The organism is Neorhizobium galegae (assembly GCF_017877055.1).
GTDB classification, from domain to species: Bacteria; Pseudomonadota; Alphaproteobacteria; order Rhizobiales; family Rhizobiaceae; genus Neorhizobium; species Neorhizobium galegae_D.
Window position 1 is genome coordinate 1,598,428 of the sequence record NZ_JAGIPG010000002.1, and the last position, 20,525, is coordinate 1,618,952.

General features: G+C 62.4%; 14 protein-coding genes. 12 read left to right on the plus strand and 2 right to left on the minus strand.

All coding sequences use genetic code 11. From position 1 onward, the window contains the following. Window position 1 precedes the first annotated feature (1 nt). The 11 genes from nuoL (at window position 2) to dnaE (ending at window position 17,014) form a co-directional block, all read left to right on the plus strand. Window positions 2–2,002 carry an NADH-quinone oxidoreductase subunit L gene (gene nuoL / locus J2857_RS18420; RefSeq protein WP_210011508.1) on the plus strand — a complete coding sequence of 667 codons (2,001 nt, stop codon included), beginning with the start codon at window positions 2–4 and terminating at the stop codon, window positions 2,000–2,002. Next, window positions 2,002–3,513 carry an NADH-quinone oxidoreductase subunit M gene (locus J2857_RS18425; RefSeq protein WP_210011509.1) on the plus strand — a complete coding sequence of 504 codons (1,512 nt, stop codon included), beginning with the start codon at window positions 2,002–2,004 and terminating at the stop codon, window positions 3,511–3,513. The genes nuoL and J2857_RS18425 overlap by 1 nt, the downstream gene beginning before the upstream one ends. Window positions 3,514–3,531: 18 nt before the next feature. Then, a complete protein-coding gene (gene nuoN / locus J2857_RS18430; RefSeq protein WP_210011510.1) occupies window positions 3,532–4,974 on the plus strand; it encodes an NADH-quinone oxidoreductase subunit NuoN in 1,443 nt (480 codons plus the stop codon). Window positions 4,975–4,976: 2 nt separating this feature from the next. Next, on the plus strand, window positions 4,977–5,747 hold the full coding sequence (locus tag J2857_RS18435; RefSeq protein ID WP_210011511.1) for a biotin--[acetyl-CoA-carboxylase] ligase: 771 nt from the start codon (window positions 4,977–4,979) through the stop codon (window positions 5,745–5,747). A gap of 9 nt (window positions 5,748–5,756) precedes the next feature. After that, on the plus strand, window positions 5,757–7,424 hold the full coding sequence (locus J2857_RS18440) for a ribonuclease J (protein WP_210011512.1): 1,668 nt from the start codon (window positions 5,757–5,759) through the stop codon (window positions 7,422–7,424). Window positions 7,425–7,690: 266 nt separating this feature from the next. Further along, complete coding sequence (gene mce / locus J2857_RS18445) at window positions 7,691–8,095, plus strand: methylmalonyl-CoA epimerase (RefSeq protein WP_210011513.1); 405 nt, start codon at window positions 7,691–7,693, stop codon at window positions 8,093–8,095. Window positions 8,096–8,196: 101 nt separating this feature from the next. Then, window positions 8,197–8,466 carry a DUF1467 family protein gene (locus J2857_RS18450; protein WP_210011514.1) on the plus strand — a complete coding sequence of 90 codons (270 nt, stop codon included), beginning with the start codon at window positions 8,197–8,199 and terminating at the stop codon, window positions 8,464–8,466. Window positions 8,467–9,004: 538 nt separating this feature from the next. Beyond that, window positions 9,005–10,330, plus strand: coding sequence for a proline--tRNA ligase (gene proS, locus J2857_RS18455; RefSeq protein WP_210011515.1), 1,326 nt, complete (start codon window positions 9,005–9,007; stop codon window positions 10,328–10,330). 53 nt (window positions 10,331–10,383) lie between these two features. Beyond that, the gene (locus tag J2857_RS18460) at window positions 10,384–11,691 is read left to right on the plus strand and encodes a lipoprotein-releasing ABC transporter permease subunit (RefSeq protein WP_210011516.1); all 1,308 of its coding nucleotides are present in this window, start codon (window positions 10,384–10,386) and stop codon (window positions 11,689–11,691) included. Window positions 11,692–11,706: 15 nt separating this feature from the next. Continuing rightward, window positions 11,707–12,390, plus strand: coding sequence for an ABC transporter ATP-binding protein (locus tag J2857_RS18465; RefSeq protein WP_210011517.1), 684 nt, complete (start codon window positions 11,707–11,709; stop codon window positions 12,388–12,390). Between the two features lie 1,126 nt (window positions 12,391–13,516). Further along, window positions 13,517–17,014 (plus strand): DNA polymerase III subunit alpha, encoded by a 3,498-nt coding sequence (gene dnaE, locus J2857_RS18470; RefSeq protein WP_210011518.1) that lies wholly within the window; start codon window positions 13,517–13,519, stop codon window positions 17,012–17,014. A gap of 63 nt (window positions 17,015–17,077) precedes the next feature. Here the strand turns inward: dnaE and J2857_RS18475 are convergent, their stop codons facing one another. Both J2857_RS18475 and J2857_RS18480 read right to left on the minus strand, forming a co-directional pair. Continuing rightward, window positions 17,078–18,463 (minus strand): L,D-transpeptidase, encoded by a 1,386-nt coding sequence (locus J2857_RS18475; protein WP_210011519.1) that lies wholly within the window; start codon window positions 18,461–18,463, stop codon window positions 17,078–17,080. Between the two features lie 108 nt (window positions 18,464–18,571). Beyond that, window positions 18,572–19,864, minus strand: coding sequence for a DNA polymerase IV (locus J2857_RS18480; RefSeq protein ID WP_210011520.1), 1,293 nt, complete (start codon window positions 19,862–19,864; stop codon window positions 18,572–18,574). A 77-nt stretch (window positions 19,865–19,941) separates the two neighbouring features. Between J2857_RS18480 and J2857_RS18485 the strand changes: the two genes are divergently transcribed. Further along, window positions 19,942–20,523: a GNAT family N-acetyltransferase gene (locus J2857_RS18485; RefSeq protein ID WP_210011521.1), complete on the plus strand. Its 582-nt coding sequence runs from the start codon at window positions 19,942–19,944 to the stop codon at window positions 20,521–20,523. Window positions 20,524–20,525 lie beyond the last annotated feature (2 nt).

Here is a 20,525-nt window from a genome sequence, read left to right on the forward strand (position 1 = left end):
CATGATCTACAAGGCAATCGTCTTCCTACCCCTGATCGGCTTCTTGGTCGCCGGCCTGTTCGGCCGTTCGATCGGCGCGAAGGCGTCCGAATACGTCACCAGCGGCCTGATGATCATCGCCGCCGTGCTCTCCTGGATCGTCTTCTTCAACGTCGCGCTCGCCCACGGCGAAGCAGGCGAGGTGATCAAGGTCCCGGTCATGCGCTGGATCCAGTCCGGCGGCATCGACGTCGAATGGGCGTTCCGCGTCGACACGCTGACGGCGGTCATGTTCGTCGTCGTCAACACAGTCTCGACGCTCGTGCATGTCTATTCGATCGGCTACATGCACCACGATCCGCATCGCCCGCGCTTCTTCGCCTACCTGTCGCTGTTCACCTTCGCGATGCTGATGCTGATCACGTCGGACAACCTCGCCCAGATGTTCTTCGGCTGGGAAGGCGTCGGTCTGGCCTCCTACCTGCTCATCGGCTTCTGGTACAAGAAGCCGTCGGCCTCGGCCGCGGCGATGAAGGCCTTCATCGTCAACCGCGTCGGCGACTTCGGTTTCGTGCTCGGCATTGCCGGCGTCTTCGTGCTGTTCGGCTCGATCAGCTTCGAGACGATCTTCGCAGCTGCCGCCACCTATCTTCCGGCCGCAGGCTCGCCGGAAGCGGCCCAGGCGGTCGTCAACATCTTCGGCATGTCGCTCGACAAGGCGAACGCCGTTACCGTCGTCTGCCTGCTGCTGTTCATGGGCGCGATGGGCAAGTCGGCGCAGTTCCTGCTGCACACCTGGCTTCCTGACGCCATGGAAGGCCCGACCCCGGTTTCGGCGCTCATCCATGCCGCGACCATGGTCACCGCCGGCGTCTTCCTGGTCGCCCGCATGTCGCCGATCTTCGAACTGTCGCCCAACGCTCTGCTGGTCGTCACCGTCATCGGCGCGATCACCGCCTTCTTCGCGGCGACCGTCGGCCTCGTCCAGAACGACATCAAGCGCGTCATCGCCTATTCGACCTGCTCGCAGCTCGGCTACATGTTCGTGGCGCTCGGCGTCGGAGCCTATGGCGCGGCGATCTTCCACCTCTTCACGCACGCCTTCTTCAAGGCGCTGCTGTTCCTGGGCGCCGGCTCGGTCATCCATGCCGTCGACGGCGAGCAGGACATGCGCTACATGGGTGGCCTCAGGAAGCACATCCCGATCACCTTCTGGATGATGACGATCGGCACGCTGGCGCTGACTGGCGTCGGCATCCCGTTCACGCCGATCGGTTTCGCCGGCTTCTTCTCCAAGGACGTGATCATCGAAGCCGCCTATGCCTCGCATTCGCCGGTCTCGGGTTTTGCCTTCACGCTTCTGGTGATCGCCGCTCTCTTCACTAGCTTCTATTCCTGGCGTCTTGCCTTCCTCACCTTCTTCGGCAAGCCGCGCGCGTCCGCCGATGTCATGCACCATGTGCATGAATCGCCAAGCGTCATGCTGGTCCCGCTCTATCTCCTGGCGCTCGGCGCGGTTCTGGCCGGCGTCCTCTTCGAAGGTTACTTCTACGGCGAGGAATATCTCGAATTCTGGAAGGGCGCGCTGTTCACCTCCGAACACAACGAGCTGCTGCACGAATTCCATCATGTGCCGGCGCTGGTGGCTCTCAGCCCCTTCATCGCCATGCTGATCGGTTTCGTCACCGCCTGGTATTTCTACATCAAGTCGCCCTCGACGCCCCGTCGTCTGGCCGCTTCGCAGAAGGTCCTCTACGAGTTCCTGCTCAACAAGTGGTATTTCGACGAACTCTACGACTTCCTGTTCGTCCGCTCCGCCAAGGCGCTCGGCCGGTTCCTCTGGAAGAAGGGTGATGTCGGCGTCATCGATACCTACGGCCCGAACGGCGTTGCCGCCCGCGTGGTCGACGTCACCAACCGGGTGGTCAGGCTGCAGTCCGGTTACCTCTATCACTACGCGTTCGCGATGCTGATCGGCATCGCCGCCCTCGTCACCTGGATGATGCTCGGGAGCTCAATCTAATGACCGACTGGCCAATTCTCTCGACGGTCACCTTCCTGCCGCTGGTCGGCGTGCTGTTGCTGCTTCTGACACGGGAAGACGGCCCCTTCGGGCGCCGCAACATCCTCAACGTCTCGCTGTTCACGACGGTCTTCACCTTCATCGTCTCGCTCTTCATCTGGATCGGCTTCGACAATTCGAATGCCGGCTTCCAGATGGTCGAGAAGCACAACTGGCTCGGCACCGGCATCTCCTACCATCTCGGCGTCGACGGCATCTCCATGCTGTTCGTTATCCTGACGACCTTCCTGATGCCCTTCTGCGTGCTCGCCAGTTGGAATACGATCGAGAAGCGCCTCAAGGAATACATGATCGCCTTCCTGCTTCTGGAAGTGGTGATGACCGGCGTCTTCGTCTCGCTTGACGTCGTGCTCTTCTACGTCTTCTTCGAAGCGACCCTCATCCCGATGTTCGTCATCATCGGCGTCTGGGGCGGCAAGGACCGCGTCTACGCATCCTACAAGTTCTTCCTCTATACGCTGCTCGGCTCGGTGCTGATGATGCTCGCCGTCATGGCCATGTACTGGCAGGCCGGCACGACCGACATGACCGAACTCCTGAAATACGGCTTCCCGGCCGGCATGCAGACCTGGTTGTGGCTCGCCTGCTTTGCGGCCTTCTCGGTCAAGATGCCGATGTGGCCGGTGCATACCTGGCTTCCGGACGCACACGTCCAGGCACCGACCGCAGGCTCGGTCATCCTGGCCGGCGTCATGCTGAAGCTCGGCGGCTACGGGATGATCCGTTTCTCGCTCGCCATGTTCCCGATCGCGTCGGAACATTTCGCGCCGCTGGTCTTCTCGCTGTCGGTCATCGCCATCATCTACACCTCGCTGGTGGCGATGATGCAGGACGACATCAAGAAGCTGATCGCCTATTCCTCGGTCGCCCACATGGGCTACGTCACCATGGGCATCTTTGCGGCCAACGTGCAGGGCGTGCAGGGTGCGATCTTCCAGATGCTGTCGCACGGCATCGTTTCCGGCGCACTCTTCCTCTGCGTCGGCGTCGTTTACGACCGGCTCCACACCCGTGAAATCTCGGCCTATGGCGGCCTCGTCAACAACATGCCGAAATACGCCGTCGCCTTCATGATCTTCACCATGGCCAATGTCGGCCTGCCCGGCACGTCCGGCTTTATCGGCGAATTCCTGACGATCATCGGTGTCTTCCGGGTCAACACCTGGGTGGCTCTGTTCGCCGCCACCGGCGTCATCCTCTCGGCCTCCTACGCGCTCTGGCTCTACCGCCGGGTGATCTTCGGGGCGCTCGAAAAGGAAAGCCTTAAAGGCTTGCTCGACCTTTCCGGCCGCGAAAAGCTCATCCTCTATCCGCTGATCGCGGTCACCATCTTCTACGGCTTCTATCCAGCGCCGATCTTCGATGCGACGGCGGCCTCCGTAGACCTCGTGGTGAACAATTATTCCGCAGCCTTGGCAGCAGCGAAAACGCTTGCGCTCAACGCGCACTGAGACGGGACACGACTGGACATGACCGCTGAAATTCTCTCCCTAAGCCTGCAGCTCTCGATGCCGGAGATCATCCTGGCCGTGGGCGCGCTCGCTCTTCTGATGATCGGCGTCTTTTCCGGCGACAAGTCCGCGCCGACGGTGACGGGGCTTGCGGTGGCGCTGCTTGCGGTCGCAGGCCTCTGGCTGATCTTCATGCCCGGCGAGGGCGTGGCCTATGGCGGCGCCTTCAAGCTCGATGCCTTCGGCCGCTTCATGAAGGTGCTGGCGCTGGTCGGCTCGATCACCGCCATGGTCATGTCCGTCGGCCATGCCAAGTCGGACCACCTCAACCGCTTCGAGTTCCCGGTCCTGCTGGTGCTCTCGACCCTCGGCATGCTGCTCTTGATCTCGGCGAACGACCTGATTGCCTTCTATCTCGCGCTGGAACTGATGTCGCTGGCGCTCTACGTCATCGCCGCCTTCAACCGGGACAGCCTGCGCTCGACCGAGGCCGGCCTGAAATATTTCGTTCTCGGCGCTCTCTCCTCCGGGATGATGCTGTACGGCATGTCGCTGGTCTACGGCTTCACCGGCAATACCGGCTTCGAAGGCATCGCCAAGGTTCTCTCGGCCGAAACTCGCGGCATGGGCCTCATCTTCGGCATGGTCTTCGTACTTGCCGGCGCCTGCTTCAAGATCTCCGCCGTACCGTTCCACATGTGGACGCCGGACGTTTATGAAGGCGCCCCGACCCCGGTCACCGCCTTCTTCGCCGCCGGCCCGAAGGTCGCCGCCATGGCGATCCTGGTGCGCATCGTCTCCGACGCCTTCCTGCCGATCGTCGCCGACTGGCGCCAGATTATCGTCTTCGTCTCGATCGCCTCGATGTTGCTCGGCTCGTTCGCCGCGATCGGCCAGCGCAACATCAAGCGACTGATGGCCTATTCCTCGATCGGCCACATGGGCTATGCGCTCGTCGGCCTCGCAGCCGGCACCGAGACCGGCGTCTCCGGCGTCGTCCTCTACATGACCATCTACATGGTCATGACGCTTGGCACCTTCGCCTGCATCATGGCGATGCGCCGCAAGGAAGGTGGCAATGTCGAGAATGTCGACGATCTCGCCGGCCTCTCCTCCACCAAGCCGTTCATGGCCGTGGTGCTGACCGCGCTGATGTTCTCGATGGCCGGGATTCCGCCGCTGGCAGGGTTCTTCGCCAAGTATTTCGTGTTCGTCGCGGCGATCGAAGCCAAGCTCTATGCGCTGGCGATCATCGGCGTGCTGTCTTCGGTCGTCGGTGCCTATTATTACCTGCGCATCGTCAAGCTGATGTGGTTCGATGAAGCCAAGGGCGAGTTCGCCCGCATCTCCGGCGAGTTGCGCCTGGTCTTTGGTCTCTCCGGTCTCTTCGTCGTCGCCTATGTACTGATCGGCGGACCGATCGGCACGGCGGCGAGCGCGGCCGCGAAGTCCTTCTTCTGAGAATGCCGGGAGCAAGGGGCCGCTTTTCGCTCGATGCGTTCCGCCACGAGGCGCTCGACGAAGTCGGATCCACCAATAGCGAATGTCTCGCCCGCGCTCGCGCGGGCGATTCCGGTTTGTTGTGGCTGACCGCGATGCGCCAGCTCGCCGGCCGTGGCCGCCGTGGCCGGGCCTGGACGTCGGAACCCGGCAATCTCTACGCATCGCTGCTGCTGATCGATCCTGCGCCACCGGAAAGGATCGGCTCTTTGCCGCTCGCGGTCGCAGTCGCCGTCCACGCCGCCGTCAGGTCGGTTTTGCCGCCGGGCGGCGAGCCGCTCGACGTCAAATGGCCGAACGATATCCTGATCGGCCGCAAGAAGACCTGTGGTATTCTGCTGGAAGGCGAGGGGCTGCCGGACGGCCGCCGCGCGCTCGTCATCGGCATCGGCATCAATATCCGCCACATGCCCGACAGTGCGACTTACGCGGTAACCCGGCTTGCCGACCATGGCGCCAACATCTCGCCGGAAGAGCTTTTCGCGCATCTTTTCAGGGAGATGGCACAAGTTCTGGAAGCCTGGGACGAGGGCCGGGGCACGCCCGAAATCAGCCGGCGCTGGCGCGAAGTCGCCTGCGGCATCGGCGAAAAAATCACCGTGAACCTGCCGGACCGCTCGCTTGTTGGCACATTCGCAGGTATCGATGACAAGGGATTTCTGCTGCTCGATACCGGATTGGGCGCGCTGATGTCGATCGCCGCCGGTGATGTATTTTTTCAAGGAATGGAATAGACAAAGAAAATGGCAAACCAAGAAGAACTGGTGTTTCTGCCGCTTGGCGGCGTGGGCGAGATCGGCATGAACCTCGCCCTCTACGGCTATGGAACGCCGGAGAAGCGCCAGTGGATCATGGTCGATTGCGGCGTGACCTTTCCGGGGCCGGAGCTGCCGGGCGTCGATCTCGTGCTGCCGGATATCCGCTTCCTCGCCAGCCAGCGCAGCCATCTCAAGGCGATGATCATCACCCATGCGCACGAGGATCACTACGGCGCGATGAACGACCTCTGGCCGGGCCTCAACGTGCCCGTCTATGCCTCGCCGTTCACCGCCGGCATGCTGGAAGCGAAGCGCGAATACGAAGGGTCGCGCGCCGAAATTCCGGTGACGATCTTCAAGGCCGGCGACCGCATCAATATCGGCCCGTTCGAGATCGAGGCGATCGGCGTCAACCACTCGATCCCCGAGCCGATGTCGCTGGTGATCCGCACCCCGCTCGGCAATGTCGTCCATACCGGCGACTGGAAGATCGACCATGCGCCGTCTCTCGGACCGTTCACCGATGAGGCGCGCTTCCGCAAGATCGGCGACGAGGGCGTGCTGGCGCTGATGTGCGACAGCACCAATTCCATGCGCGAGGGCGTTTCGCCATCGGAAGAGGAAGTCTCCGAGGGCCTGCGCCAGATCATCGAAGCGGCCGAGGGCAGGGTGGCGATCACCACCTTCTCGTCGAATGTCGGCCGCATCCGCTCGATCGCCCAGGCAGCGGACGCTGCAGGCCGCGAAGTGCTGCTGCTCGGTTCTTCGCTGAAGCGCGTCGTCGGCGTCGCCCGCGACATCGGCATCATGGAAGGCCTCAAACCCTTCATCGCCGAGGACGAATACGGCTATATCCCGCGCGACAAGATCGTCGTGATCCTGACCGGCAGCCAGGGCGAGCCGCGCGCAGCGCTCGCCAAGATCGCCCGCGACGAGATGCGCCATGTGGCGCTGACATCGGGCGATACGGTGGTGTTTTCCTCGCGTACCATTCCCGGCAACGAGAAGGCGATCATCGAGATCAAGAACGGCCTGATCGAGCAGGGTATCAAGATCGTCACCGACAGCGACGCGCTCGTCCACGTCTCCGGCCACCCGCGCCGCAGCGAACTGGTGCAGATGTACGAATGGACCCGCCCGCAGATCCTCGTGCCGGTCCACGGCGAAGCGGCTCACCTGACCGCCCAGGCCGAACTCGGCGCCTCCGCCGGCATCAAGACCATTCCGCGTGTCCGCAACGGCGATATCCTGCGTCTGGCACCCGGCCCCGCCGAGGTGATCGGCGAGGCGCCGCATGGTCGCATCTTCAAGGACGGCAAGCTGATCGGTGATTTCGAGGAAATGGGCATCGGCGACCGCCGCAAGCTCTCCTTCGTCGGCCACGTCTCCGTCAACGTCCTGCTCGACACCCGCTATGACTTCGTGACCGACCCCGATCTCATCGCCTTCGGCCTGCCGGAATTCGACGACGAGGGCGAGGACATGGAGGATACGCTCTACGACGCCGTTCTCGGCGCCGTCGAAAGCATCCCGCGCGCCCGCCGCAAGGATCTCGACATGGTCCGCGAGGCGATCCGCCGCGCCGTCCGCTCCGCCGCCAACGAGGCCTGGGGCAAGAAACCGATCGTGACGGTGTTTGTTACTCGCCTCTGAGGGGCGGGGGTCGGACGTCCGTTTTGGAGTGAGATGGTGCCACGAGTCGATCTCCTCCCTTGAGGGGGAGATGCCCGGCAGGGCAGAGGGGGGACCTCCACATATTCATCGGCAACCGTATTTGCCGCACCGTCGCCATCCCCCTCTGTCACCTTCGGTGACATCTCCCCTCAAGGGGGGAGATCATAGGGAGCCCGCGGCACCGTCCGCATCTCTATAGGCAGCTGCTCCAAAACCGCCTAACCTGCACTTGGGAGGACCAAACCATGCTCGGACGCGTCAATCACATCGCTATAGCCGTCCCGGATCTTGCCGCCGCGACCTCGACTTACCGCGACACGCTCGGCGCCCGCGTCTCGCAGGCACAAGCCCTGCCCGAGCACGGTGTCACCGTGGTCTTCGTCGAACTCCCCAACGCCAAGGTGGAGCTCCTGGAACCGCTGGGCGCCGATTCTCCCATTGCGGCCTTCCTCGAGAAGAATCCGTCCGGCGGCATGCACCATATCTGCTACGAAGTGGATGATATCATCGCTGTCCGCGACCAGTTGAAGGCGGCCGGTGCGCGGGTCCTCGGAGACGGCAATCCGAAGACCGGAGCTCATGGAAAACCCGTGCTTTTCCTGCATCCGAAGGACTTCAACGGCACCCTGGTCGAGCTCGAACAGGTATGATTCCCACAGCTGTGACATCACGTCAGGGCCTTCAGGTTTGAGCTTGCCTGCCTTTCAGCCTATAAGGCGCCAATTCTTCGAACCGGAATCGAGTCGAAATCATGCCTCTGTTGACGGTCGCGGCCATCTATTTCATCATCTGGTGGACCGTGCTCTTCATCGTCCTTCCGCTCGGTTATCGCAGCCAGCAGGAAGATGGTGAAGTGACCAGTGGGACCGTGGAAAGCGCCCCGAGCAAGTTTCGCGGCGGCCGCGTCGTGCTTTTGACGACGGTGATCTCGACAGTGCTCTATGCCGGCTACCACGTCGCATCCGTCTATTTCGGCGTCGGCATTGCCGATATTCCCGTCATCGTGCCGACCTTCGACTGAAGCGCAAGAATAAGGCAGGATCATCGGGAGCCTGTCATTTCCCTGTCATCATTTGAGGGCATAGGAGCGGCGGCGAAGACGCTGGCGCAGCTGTTCGGCTGGTGAAAAAGCAAAAAAAAACAAGGCGGTTAAGCCTTGTTTCTAGTTTCGCGTGATCTGTAACCGTTACCGGGGCAGCGACAAGCGCGCCTAAGATCTGATCCTCCCAAGACTTGACCGCGAAATGGCAAGAATTTGAACTCCTTGCCTCTTTTGTGGGCTGAACCTAGCTCAAAGGATGTGCTTTGTCATCCGCTTTTTTTGTATTTTTGCTACACTTCGATAAAATTTTTGAGTTGACAAAAATGTCGCACGTTTGCCACGAAATCCCCGTTTTTAGCGGGTCTGCAGATGCCCGGCGCGGAATCGTGACATCGTGCGATTCATGCGGGGGCGGGTTCCCTTGGAGCCCCGGAACGGCTATGTACCCTCGCCATATCACTGAAGAAACGGGCGATTCCTGGATTGAAGGATAGGCCCGGCAACCGCGGAAATCTCGATGCGCCTGTCCCGCTATTTTATGCCCATCCTGAAGGAAAACCCCAAGGAAGCGGAAATCGTGTCCCACCGGCTGATGCTGCGTGCCGGCATGATCCGCCAGCAGAGCCAGGGCATCTATTCCTGGCTGCCGCTCGGCAAGCGCGTGCTCGACAAGGTCAACGCTATTATCCGCGAGGAGCAGAACCGCTCCGGCGCGATCGAGGTGCTGATGCCGACGCTGCAGTCGGCTGAGCTCTGGCAGGAAAGCGGCCGTTACGACGATTACGGCAAGGAAATGCTGCGCATCAAGGACCGCCAGGAGCGCCCCATGCTCTACGGCCCCACCAATGAGGAAATGATCACGGACATTTTCCGGTCCTACGTCAAATCCTACAAGAACCTGCCGCTCAACCTCTATCACATTCAGCTGAAGTTCCGTGACGAGATCCGTCCGCGTTTCGGCACGATGCGTTCGCGCGAATTCCTGATGAAGGACGCCTATTCCTTCGATCTCACCAAGGAAGGTGCGCTGCACGCCTATAACAAGATGTTCGTCGCCTATCTGCGTACCTTCGCGCGTCTCGGCCTGCGCGCCATCCCGATGCGCGCCGATACCGGTCCGATCGGCGGCAACCACAGCCACGAATTCATCATCCTGGCCGATACCGGCGAGTCGGAAGTTTTCTGCCACAAGGACTTCATCGATTTCGACATTCCCGGCGCGGAGACCAATTTCGACGACGTCGCCGGTCTGCAGGCGGTTTTCGACAAGTGGACCTCCATCTATGCCGCGACCTCGGAAATGCACGACGAGGCCGCTTTCGACGTCATTCCCGAAGGGGACCGGCTGTCCGCCCGCGGCATCGAGGTCGGCCATATCTTCTATTTCGGCACCAAGTATTCTGAACCGATGGGCGCCAAGGTGCAGGGTCCGGACGGCAAGGAACACCCTGTCCACATGGGTTCCTACGGTATCGGCCCGACCCGCCTTGTTCCCGCCATCATCGAAGCATCGCATGACGACAATGGAATCATCTGGCCGGCATCGGTCGCACCGTTCGACGTCGTGGTGATCAACATGAAGCCGGGCGACGAGGCCTGCGACCGGATCTGCGAAACGCTCTATGGCGGCCTCGAAACGATCGGCAAGGACGTGCTCTACGACGACACGGACGAACGCGCCGGCACCAAGTTCGCGACCGCCGACCTGATCGGCGTGCCGGTCCAGGTGATTGTCGGGCCTCGCTCCGCCGCAGTCGGCGAAGTGGAGGTCAAGGACCGCAAGACCGGCGAGCGCGAAACGCTGACCGTCGAAGCGGCCATGAACAGGCTCGCCGGCCGATAAGCCGGTCGGGCTACAGGGCGGATCTACCGCCGACGGCAGGTTGAGGAGACGGCATGGCGAGCGTCGCGGCGAATGGTGAAGCGGTAAAGGCGGACGCGGCGCGTGCGGCCGGTCCTTTCTCGGCCTTCGAGCGGATGGTCGCCTGGCGCTATCTGCGGTCGCGCCGCCGCGAGGCCTTCATCTCGGTCATCGCCGGTTTTTCCTTCATCGGCATCATGCTCGGCGTCGCGACGCTGATCATCGTCATGGCCGTGATGAACGGGTTCCGCACCGAGCTCATCTCGCGCATCCTCGGCATCAACGGCCACATGATCGTCCAGCCGATCGACGGGCCGCTGACGGATTACGCGGAACTCACCCAGAAATTCTCAGGCGTGCCGGGTGTGCGGATGGCGCTGCCGCTGGTCGAGGGCCAGACGCTGGCGTCGGGCCGCGGCGGTGCGGGTTCCGGCGCGCTGGTGCGTGGCGTGCGCCCGGAGGACCTCGAAAAGCTGTCGGAAGTCGCCGGCAACATCAAGTCGGGCGACATGGTCGGTTTTGCCTCGGGGCAGGGCGTGCTGGTCGGCTCGAGACTCGCGGCCCAGCTCGGCCTGTCGGCCGGCGACCAAATCACCCTGATCTCGCCGGAAGGCGACGTGACGCCGATGGGCGTCAATCCGCGCGTCAAATCCTATCCCGTCTCCGGCATTTTCGAGATCGGCATGTCGGAATACGACGCGACGATCATCTACATGCCGCTCGAGGAATCGCAGCTCTATTTCAATGCCGAAGGCCTCGTTCAGTCGATCGAACTGTTTGTCGACAATCCCGACGATATCGACGGTCTTCGCCCGAAAATCGAAGCTGCGGCCGGCCGCCAGATCTTCATCACCGACTGGCGCCAGCGCAACCAGACCTTCTTTTCCGCCCTCCAGGTGGAGCGCAACGTCATGTTCATGATCCTGACCCTGATCGTGCTGGTGGCGGCGCTCAACATCATCTCGGGCCTGATCATGCTGGTGAAGGACAAGGGCAGCGATATCGCCATCCTGCGCACCATGGGCGCGGGCGCGGGCGCGATCATGCGCATCTTCTTCATGACCGGTGCGGCGATCGGCCTCGTCGGAACGTTCGCGGGCGTCCTGCTCGGTGTCGTCGTCTGTCTGAACGTCGAATCGATCCGCCAGTTCTTCTCCTGGATCTCGGGCACCATCCTTTTCGATCCGGAGCTTTATTTCCTCAGCCAGCTGCCGGCTGAAATGAGCTTTGGCGAGACCTTCTCGGTCGTCATGATGGCGCTGGTTCTCTCCTTCATCGCCACCATCTTCCCGGCATGGCGGGCCTCCCGGCTCGATCCTGTCCAGGCCCTTCGATACGAATAGGACTTGGCATACTTCATGGCACGCAAAACCGTCTTGCAGCTCTCGGGCGTCGAACGTCACTATGGCCAGGGCGAGACCACGCTTTCGATCCTCAAGGGTGCCGATTTCGACCTGAAGACCGGCGAGATCGTCGCGCTGGTCGCCCCGTCGGGCACCGGTAAATCGACCCTTCTGCATCTCGCCGGCCTGCTCGAACATCCGGACGCCGGGGAGGTCTTCCTCGCCGGGCAGGCCTGCAACGGGCTTCCTGATGCGGAGCGCACTGCGATGCGCCGCAACCAGATCGGTTTCGTCTATCAGTTCCACCATCTCCTGCCGGAGTTTTCCGCCGTCGAGAACATCATGATGCCGCAGCTGATCGCCGGCCTTTCCAAGGCCGAAGCGAAGGAACGGGCAAGCCAGCTTCTGGACTACATGCGGATCGGCCACCGCGCCGAGCACCGTCCCTCCGAACTGTCCGGCGGCGAGCAGCAGCGGGTAGCGATCGCCCGCGCGGTTGCCAACGCCCCGCGCGTGCTTCTCGCCGACGAGCCGACCGGCAATCTCGACCCCAAGACCGCATCCTACGTCTTCGACGCGCTGGAGGCGCTGGTACGCCAGTCGGGCCTCGCGGCCCTGATCGCCACCCACAACCACGACCTCGCCAGCCGCATGGACCGCCGCGTGACGATCGAGGGCGGCAAGGTCGTCGAGATGTGAAGAGGCGGACTTCCGCTGGATAACCCACGTGCTGTCTGGATCCTCGGGTTTAACCCGAGGACGAGGATGACGGAGAGAGCGGCGGATGACGGAGGAGAGGGTACAACACCCAAGGTCGTCATCTGACGTCCAAGGTCGTCATCCTCGGGCTTGACCCGAGGATCTACACTCCAGACGCCGACCTATCCGGGCACAATCGGCACCTCCCCGTCAGCCCCATCAAGCACTTAGCCTCCCCTTCATCCCCGCCTTCCCGACCCGTGCCTACAATCTCCCCGTTCCGTCACGGATACACCGGCAGGCGTGCCGGCGAGGCGGGACCGGCGCCGGGTGGCAGGAAACGACGTAAGTCCTTCCCTTCGGGGTTCGCGGAAAATGGTCTCCCTCCGGCGACGTGGGACCGGTGAGAAGCTGTCGGACCGACTTCTCTTCTCGTTTTCCATCATGGAGCGCCGGGCGTGCCTGTGAGGCACACAGGGTGATCGGGGCCGCGCCGTGCGGCGTCCGAGGGTTTTTCAAGGACCCGGATGTGCGGCGCAGGTGGAAGACGATGCCGGGCGGCGGTCATGGCCCGCGGCATCGTCGCCTGAGAGCGTGCATGACGCCCTCTCTTGAGGGGCACGCAACCGTTCCCATAACCCCCGTCATCGCAGAGGGACCGAAGTCGCGGATATTAACCGCCGAACGGGGCGCTGAGAGGTGTCACCTATTACTTATCTTACGAGGCAGCTTTCAGCGCCTCGTCCGAACCATTGCGTACCCGGATTGGTTATCCAAGTCCGGACGTGCCCGCATGCGTTCAATCTCAAGTTAACGGATCGTTTACCAGGTGACGGAGGATATCGGGGCATGTTTTGTTTCCGGTCTGTTCTTTTGTTGACTCTCAAACAAAATGAGAACAAAATAAAAACATAAGAGAACACGGGAGACGACGATGACTGACCTGCTTCGTGACATTGCCGCATTCGCTTCAATCGCCACCTTCGTGGCCAGCCTTTCGATGATCATGATGGCCATGTAATCGGAGCCCTCCGGCCGAAAGCGGTTGAGGGGGGAAATCCGAACTGGACTCTGAAGTCCCTGCGCCGGACAATAGCCTGATTCATGAGATGGATATGGCGCAGATATGGCAGATACAGTGGACGTAAAATCGGGATCGGAAGCGCTGGGGGCGACCCCGCAATTCGTTCACCTTCGCGTCCATTCCGCCTATTCGTTGCTTGAAGGCGCGCTGCCGCTCAAGAAGATCCTCTCGAAGGCAATCGCGGACAATCAGCCCGCGATCGCGATCACCGATACCAACAATCTCTTCGTTGCCCTGGAATTCGCCCAGAAGGCGATCGGCGACGGCCTGCAGCCGATCATCGGCTGCCAGCTGTCGATCGATATGGAAGACCAGTCCGACGAGCGCCGCAACAGCCACCAGCAGCTCGCCAAGCTGCCGGCGATCGTCGTGCTGGCGGCCAATGCCACCGGTTACGAACGGCTGGTCGACCTTATCAGCCGGGCCTATCTGGGCGGTGAGGGGCATCAGTCCATCCATATCTGCCGCTCCTGGCTGGAGGACGGCGGCACCGAAGGTCTGATCGCGCTGACCGGCGCCGGCACCGGTCCGGTCGATACCGTTCTGAAGGAAGGCAATGCCACGCTTGCCGAAGCAAGGCTCCTGAAGCTCAAGGAAATCTTCGGCGACCGGCTTTATGTCGAACTGCAGCGCCACGGCGCCTATGACCGGCGCCACGAGCACAAGATCGTCACGCTCGCCTACGATCACGACCTGCCGCTAGTCGCGACCAACGAAGCCTTCTTTCCCACTAAGGCCGATTACGATGCCCATGACGCGCTGATGGCTGTTGCCCATAACGCGATCGTCTCGGACGACACCCGATTCCGCCTGACGCCGGACCATTATCTGAAGAGCCGCGCCGAGATGGCAAAGCTGTTCGCCGACCTGCCGGAGGCGCTTGAAAACACGGTCGAGATCGCCCGCCGCTGTTCCTTCGTGCTGAAAACCCGCAATCCGATCCTGCCGCGCTTCACCGGCGCCACGGACGATCCGGCGGAAGCCGAGCGCGCCGAGGCGGAGGAACTGCGCCGCCAGTCCGTGGAAGGTCTCGAAGAGCGCATCGCGACGCTCGGCATCACGCGCGGTTATACCGAACAGGACTATCGCGAACGGCTGGACTTCGAGCTCAGCGTCATCGAGAAGATGAAGTTTCCAGGCTACTTCCTGATCGTTGCCGACTTCATCAAATGGGCCAAGCAGCAGGGCATCCCGGTTGGTCCCGGCCGTGGTTCCGGTGCGGGCTCGCTGGTCGCCTACGCGCTGACCATTACCGACGTCGATCCGCTGCGCTTCTCGCTTCTGTTCGAGCGCTTCCTCAATCCCGACCGCGTCTCGATGCCGGACTTCGACATCGACTTCTGCCAGGACCGCCGCGAAGAGGTGATCCGTTACGTGCAGCAGAAATACGGCCGCGAGCAGGTGGCGCAGATCATCACCTTCGGTTCGCTGCAGGCGCGCGCCGCCTTGCGCGACGTCGGCCGCGTGCTCGAGATGCCCTATGGCCAGGTCGACAAGATCTGCAAGCTGGTGCCGAACAACCCGGCCAACCCGACGCCCCTGTCGAAGGCGATCGAGGAGGATCCGAAATTCCAGGAGGAGGCCGACAAGGAACCGGTCGTCGCCCGCCTCCTCGATATCGCCCAGAAGATCGAAGGCCTCTACCGCCACGCCTCGACCCACGCCGCCGGCATCGTCATCGGCGACCGGCCGCTGTCGAAGCTGGTACCGATGTATCGCGACCCGCGCTCGGACATGCCGGTCACCCAGTTCAACATGAAATGGGTGGAGCAGGCGGGCCTCGTGAAGTTCGACTTCCTCGGCCTGAAGACGCTGACCGTGCTGAAGACCGCCGTCGATTTCTGCCGCAAGCGCGGCATCGAGGTCGATCTCGCCAAGATCCCGCTCGACGACACCAAGACCTACGAAATGCTCTCGCGCGGCGAGACGGTCGGCGTGTTCCAGGTGGAAAGTGCGGGCATGCGCAAGGCGCTGATCGGCATGCGGCCAGACTGCATCGAGGACATCATCGCGCTCGTGGCGCTTTATCGTCCGGGCCCGATGGAGAACATTCCGACCTACAACGCCCGCAAGCACGGCGAGGAGGAGATCGAGTCGATCCATCCGATGATCGACCATCTCTTGAAGGAGACCCAAGGGGTTATCGTCTACCAGGAGCAGGTCATGCAGATCGCCCAGGTGCTCTCGGGCTACTCGCTCGGCGAGGCCGACCTGCTGCGCCGCGCCATGGGCAAGAAGATCAAGGCGGAGATGGACCAGCAGAGCGAACGCTTTGTCGATGGCGCCATCAAGAACGGCGTCTCCAAGCCGCAGGCCAACAATATCTTCGAACTGCTCGCCAAGTTCGCCAACTACGGCTTCAACAAATCGCACGCCGCGGCCTACGCCATCGTCTCCTACCAGACGGCCTTCATGAAGGCGCATTACCCGGTCGAGTTCCTCGCGGCCTCGATGACCTACGATATGGCGAACAGCGAGAAGCTCAACGATTTCCGGCAGGATGCGGGCCGCCTCGGCATCGCGGTCATTCCGCCGTCGGTGCAGACGTCGTTCCGGCATTTCGAGACCGGCGACAACCGGATCTATTATGCGCTCGCCGCCATCAAGGGCGTCGGCGAGTCGGCGGTCGACCACATCACCGAAGTGCGCGGCGATGTGCCGTTTGCCAGCATCGAGGATTTCTGCCTCAGGATCGATCCGAAACAGGTCAACCGCCGCGTCATGGAAAGCCTGATTTCGGCCGGCGCCTTCGATTGTTTCGGCCGCGACCGCGCCGAGCTGATCGGCGGTCTCGACCGCATCATCGGTTATGCGCAGCGCGCACAAGGGGAAAAGGTCAGCGGCCAGCACGACATGTTCGGCTCGTCCTCCGCCTCCGGGCCGGAAACGCTGATCTTCCCGTCGTTTACGCCGTGGATGCCGTCCGAAATGCTGATGCGCGAATATCAGGTGCTCGGCTTCTATCTCTCCGCCCACCCGCTCGATGCCTATGCCAATGTGCTCGCCAAGATGCGCGTCCAGAATTTCGCGGACTTTTCGGCGGCCGTGAAACAGGGCGCCACCGCCGGCCGGCTGGCCGGGACGGTGACCGGCAAGCAGGAACGCAAGACCCGCACCGGCAACAAGATGGGCATCGTCACCTTCTCGGATGCGACCGGCCAGTTCGAGGCGGTGCTGTTTTCGGAGGGGCTGGCGCAATATCGTGACCTGCTCGAGCCCGGCAAGTCGCTGGTCATCACCGTGCAGGCGGAGGAACGGCCGGAAGGCATCGGCCTGCGCATCCAGACGGCGCAGTCGCTCGAGGAGAAATCGGTGCAGATGCAGAAGGCGCTGCGCGTCTTCGTGCGCGATTCAGGCCCGCTGCGCACTGTCGCGCGGCACTTGAATGCCCGGGGCGACGGGCTGGTATCCTTCGTGGTCATCAAGGATGACGGCAAGCGGGAGATCGAGGTGGAGCTGACGGAGAAATACCGCATCTCGCCGGAAATCGCCGCGGCGCTTCGCACAGCGCCGGGCGTTCTCGATGTCGAGCTGGTCTAACGCGCATGTCGCGCAAAAGTGTGCAGCGGTTTTGCGATAATGACATGCGTAGAAATACGCGACTCAGTAGAGACCATAGGCGCGGGGCTTCGCCTCCGTCCGCCGCTGGCTGACCGGCTGCGGCCTGATGATGGAGGCCTGCGCTTCGGCCACCCGCTGTACCGGCTGGGTGACAGTGATGAAATCGGTGCCATCGCCGGTATCCGCGCCGATGCCCTGGTCGTTGATCGTGAGAGATGAGCCGTCGCTGATCAGCGTCTCGATCCGGTCGCGAATGTCGGCCGGGATTTCGATGCGGGCAAGCGCCTTTGCGGCGGCGCCCGGCGCATAGGGATCGTCGGCGACCGTGATCCCGAGCCGCTGCTTCATCGCAGCGCTGAGGCCGTTGGGAACCGTGACGCTGTGCCATTCGGCCGTCTCTTCCTTGCGCTCGACCTTGTCGACGCTGAAGAAATGCGTGCCGAGCGCGATTTCGGGATCCTTGATGCCGACCGGAGCCTCGAACAACGGCTGGAAATTCTGGCGCACCATGATCTGGCCCATCGGCGGGCGCGGCTGGCCGGCGGTCTCATAGAGCGAGTCGAGGAATTCCGGCGTCACCAGCGCGCCCTTGGGCGACAGGTTCTTCCAGCGCTTGAAACCGGCAATCGCGCTGCGGGTCATCGGACCGGCGAAACCGTCGCCGCCGCCGGTGTCGAAACCGAGCTGCTGCAGCAGGATCTGTGCGTCCATTAGCGCCTCGCGCTCGCCTCGGCGGGTGATGAGGATGCGCAGCGGTGCGACATCCTCTGCGGCAACAGCGGCCGGCTTGGTCGTTGTCGGCGACGCGTCTGTCGTCGGATGGACGATCGACGGGTTGTTCGGCACCACGTTCATCGCCACTTCGACCGGCTTGGAATCGACCGGTTTGGAACTACTGCTGATCGACGAGGTCCTCAGCTGCACGTCGGAAAGCAGCGGTCCTGTCGGCAGCGGCTTGCGCGGCAGGAACAGGTTGGCGTTCTCGATCAATTGCGGCACGACCGGCGCATCGGTGATGATCACATGCGCGCCGCGCTCGGTCATCTGGAAGAGCGACTTGGCAAAGGCGCCCGGCATCCGCACGCAGCCGTGCGAGGCGGGATAGTTCGGTACGCTGTTCGACTCATGAAGCGCGATGCCGGACCAGGTCAGGCGCTGCATCCACGGCATGGGCGCGTTCGAATAGAGGTTGGATTCGTGATATTTCTGTTTTTCGAGGATCGAGAAGATGCCGCTCGGCGTCGAATGACCTTGCTTGCCGGTCGAAACCTTCGAGGTGGTGACAACCGTTTCGCCGTCATAGACGACGAGCGACTGCTTGTCCTTGGAAACGATGATTTGCAGCGTGCGGGCACCTTCCGCAAAAGCCGCATGCGACAGCATGGTCGCAGACAAAAGACCTAACCCGAACACCAGGCGACGCAACATGACCGACCCCATACGCAATACAAGACCCGCATATTAGCGCACGAGGTTTAAGGAAGGTTATCCGCGCCGCGAGTAGTTTTAACGTTATGGTTAATAACGGATCACATTTCATTGATCCCGGCGGCGGCTTCCGAAAGTATATCCGGTCTCGACGGCAGCCTTGCCGAACTTGTCGCGCAGCTTGTCCATCGCCGCTTCCGCGGCCGCCCGGCGGCCTGCCTGGCGGTCGACCAGATCGGGCGGATCGGCACGCGCGGGGTCGCCGAGATCGGTGACGCCGATGCCGAGCAGGCGGAATTTGGTGCCGTCGGTCTCGCGTTCCATCAGCGACAGGCCGGTCCTGAAAATCCGGTCGGCGAGCTGGGTCGGGTCCTCGAGCCGCTTGTTGCGGGTGCGGCTCTTGAAGTCGGCGGTCTTCAGCTTGAGAACGACGGTCTGCCCGGCGATGCCGTGTTTCTTCAGCCGCGCCGAGACCTTCTCGGAAAGCCGGCGCAGGATCGGCACGAGGTCGTCATAACGCGAGATGTCGTCGAAGAAGGTGGTCTCGGCCGAAACGCTCTTCGCCGCTTCGTTCGGATGCACTTCGCGATCGTCGATGCCGCGCGAGAGGCGGTAGAGCCGCTGGCCGATCGAGCCGTAGCGGCGCATTAGGTCGGCTTCCTGCATGGTCTGGAGCTGGCCGATGGTGCGGATCCCGTCCGCCTCCAGCGTCGCGTTGAACGCCTTGCCGACGCCCCAGATGGTGGTGACGGGTCGGGTCGCCAGGAATTCCAGCGCCTCTTCCTGGCCGATCACCGAAAAGCCGCGCGGCTTCTGCAGGTCGGAAGCGACCTTGGCGAGGAATTTGCAATAGGAGAGGCCGACCGAAACGCTGATGCCGATCTCGTCCTGCACCCGCTTGGCGAATTTCGCGAGGATGCGGGCCGGGGGAGCATGATGCAGCCGTTCGGTGCCGGCGAGTTCGAGGAAGGCCTCGTCGATCGACAGTGGCTGAACCAGCGGCGTCAGGTCGTGCATCATGGCGCGCACCTGCCGCCCGACCGTCACATATTTTTCCATGTTCGGCGGGATCACGACGGCGTCGGGGCAGAGTTCCAGCGCCTTGAACATCGGCATTGCCGAGCGGACGCCGTTGATGCGGGCAATGTAACAGGCCGTCGAGACGACGCCGCGTTTGCCGCCGCCGATGATCACCGGCTTGTCGGCAAGCTCCGGATTGTCGCGTTTTTCGATCGTCGCGTAGAAGGCGTCGCAATCGATATGCGCCAGCGTCAGGCCATAGAGCTCCTTGTGATAGACGAGGCGCGGGCTGCCGCAGGCGCGGCAACGGCGCACTTCCGCCTTCTGCTCCGCAAGGCAGTCGCGACAGAAGCCGGGTGTCTTGTCAGGCGTAGGCGTCATGGCTGAGAACAAAGATTGAACATTGTGACGTTAAAGCCTAAGCTTGTGAGTCACAAGGGAGAGCGTAGAGGTTTGGCGTGGATATCGATCTTCGGTTCGAGCCCGTGACGGCGGAACGCTGGGAGGATTTCGAAATGCTCTTCGGCCCGCAGGGGGCCTTCTATCACTGTTGGTGCGTCGCGTTGCGCCTGCCCCAGGCGGTGCGCACGAAGATGCAGCCGCAGGAGCGGAAGGACCATATCCGCGGCCGCATAACCGCCGGTCCGCCGCCCGGCATTCTGGCTTATTCGAAGGCTGAACCGGTGGCCTGGGTGCAGGTGGGACCGCGGCACGACGTGCCGCAGTTCAATTCGCCACGCACCGTCTCGCGCCCGCTGGAGGAGGCGGATGCAACCGATCCCTCCGTCTGGGCGGTCAGCTGTTTTTTCCTGACGCCGAAGCTCAGGGGCAAAGGGCTGAGCCACCGTCTGCTGTCGGGTGCCATCGACTATGCGCGCCGGATGGGAGCGCGTTTCGTCGATGCCTGTCCGATCGATCATGTGAAACAGTCGAAATCGGTGACGCTGTGCATCGGCTCGACGGCGATCTTCGACGCCGCCGGCTTCGACGTGGTGGAACGCCGCAAGGACGGACGGCCGCTGATGCGGCTGGAACTCTAGAT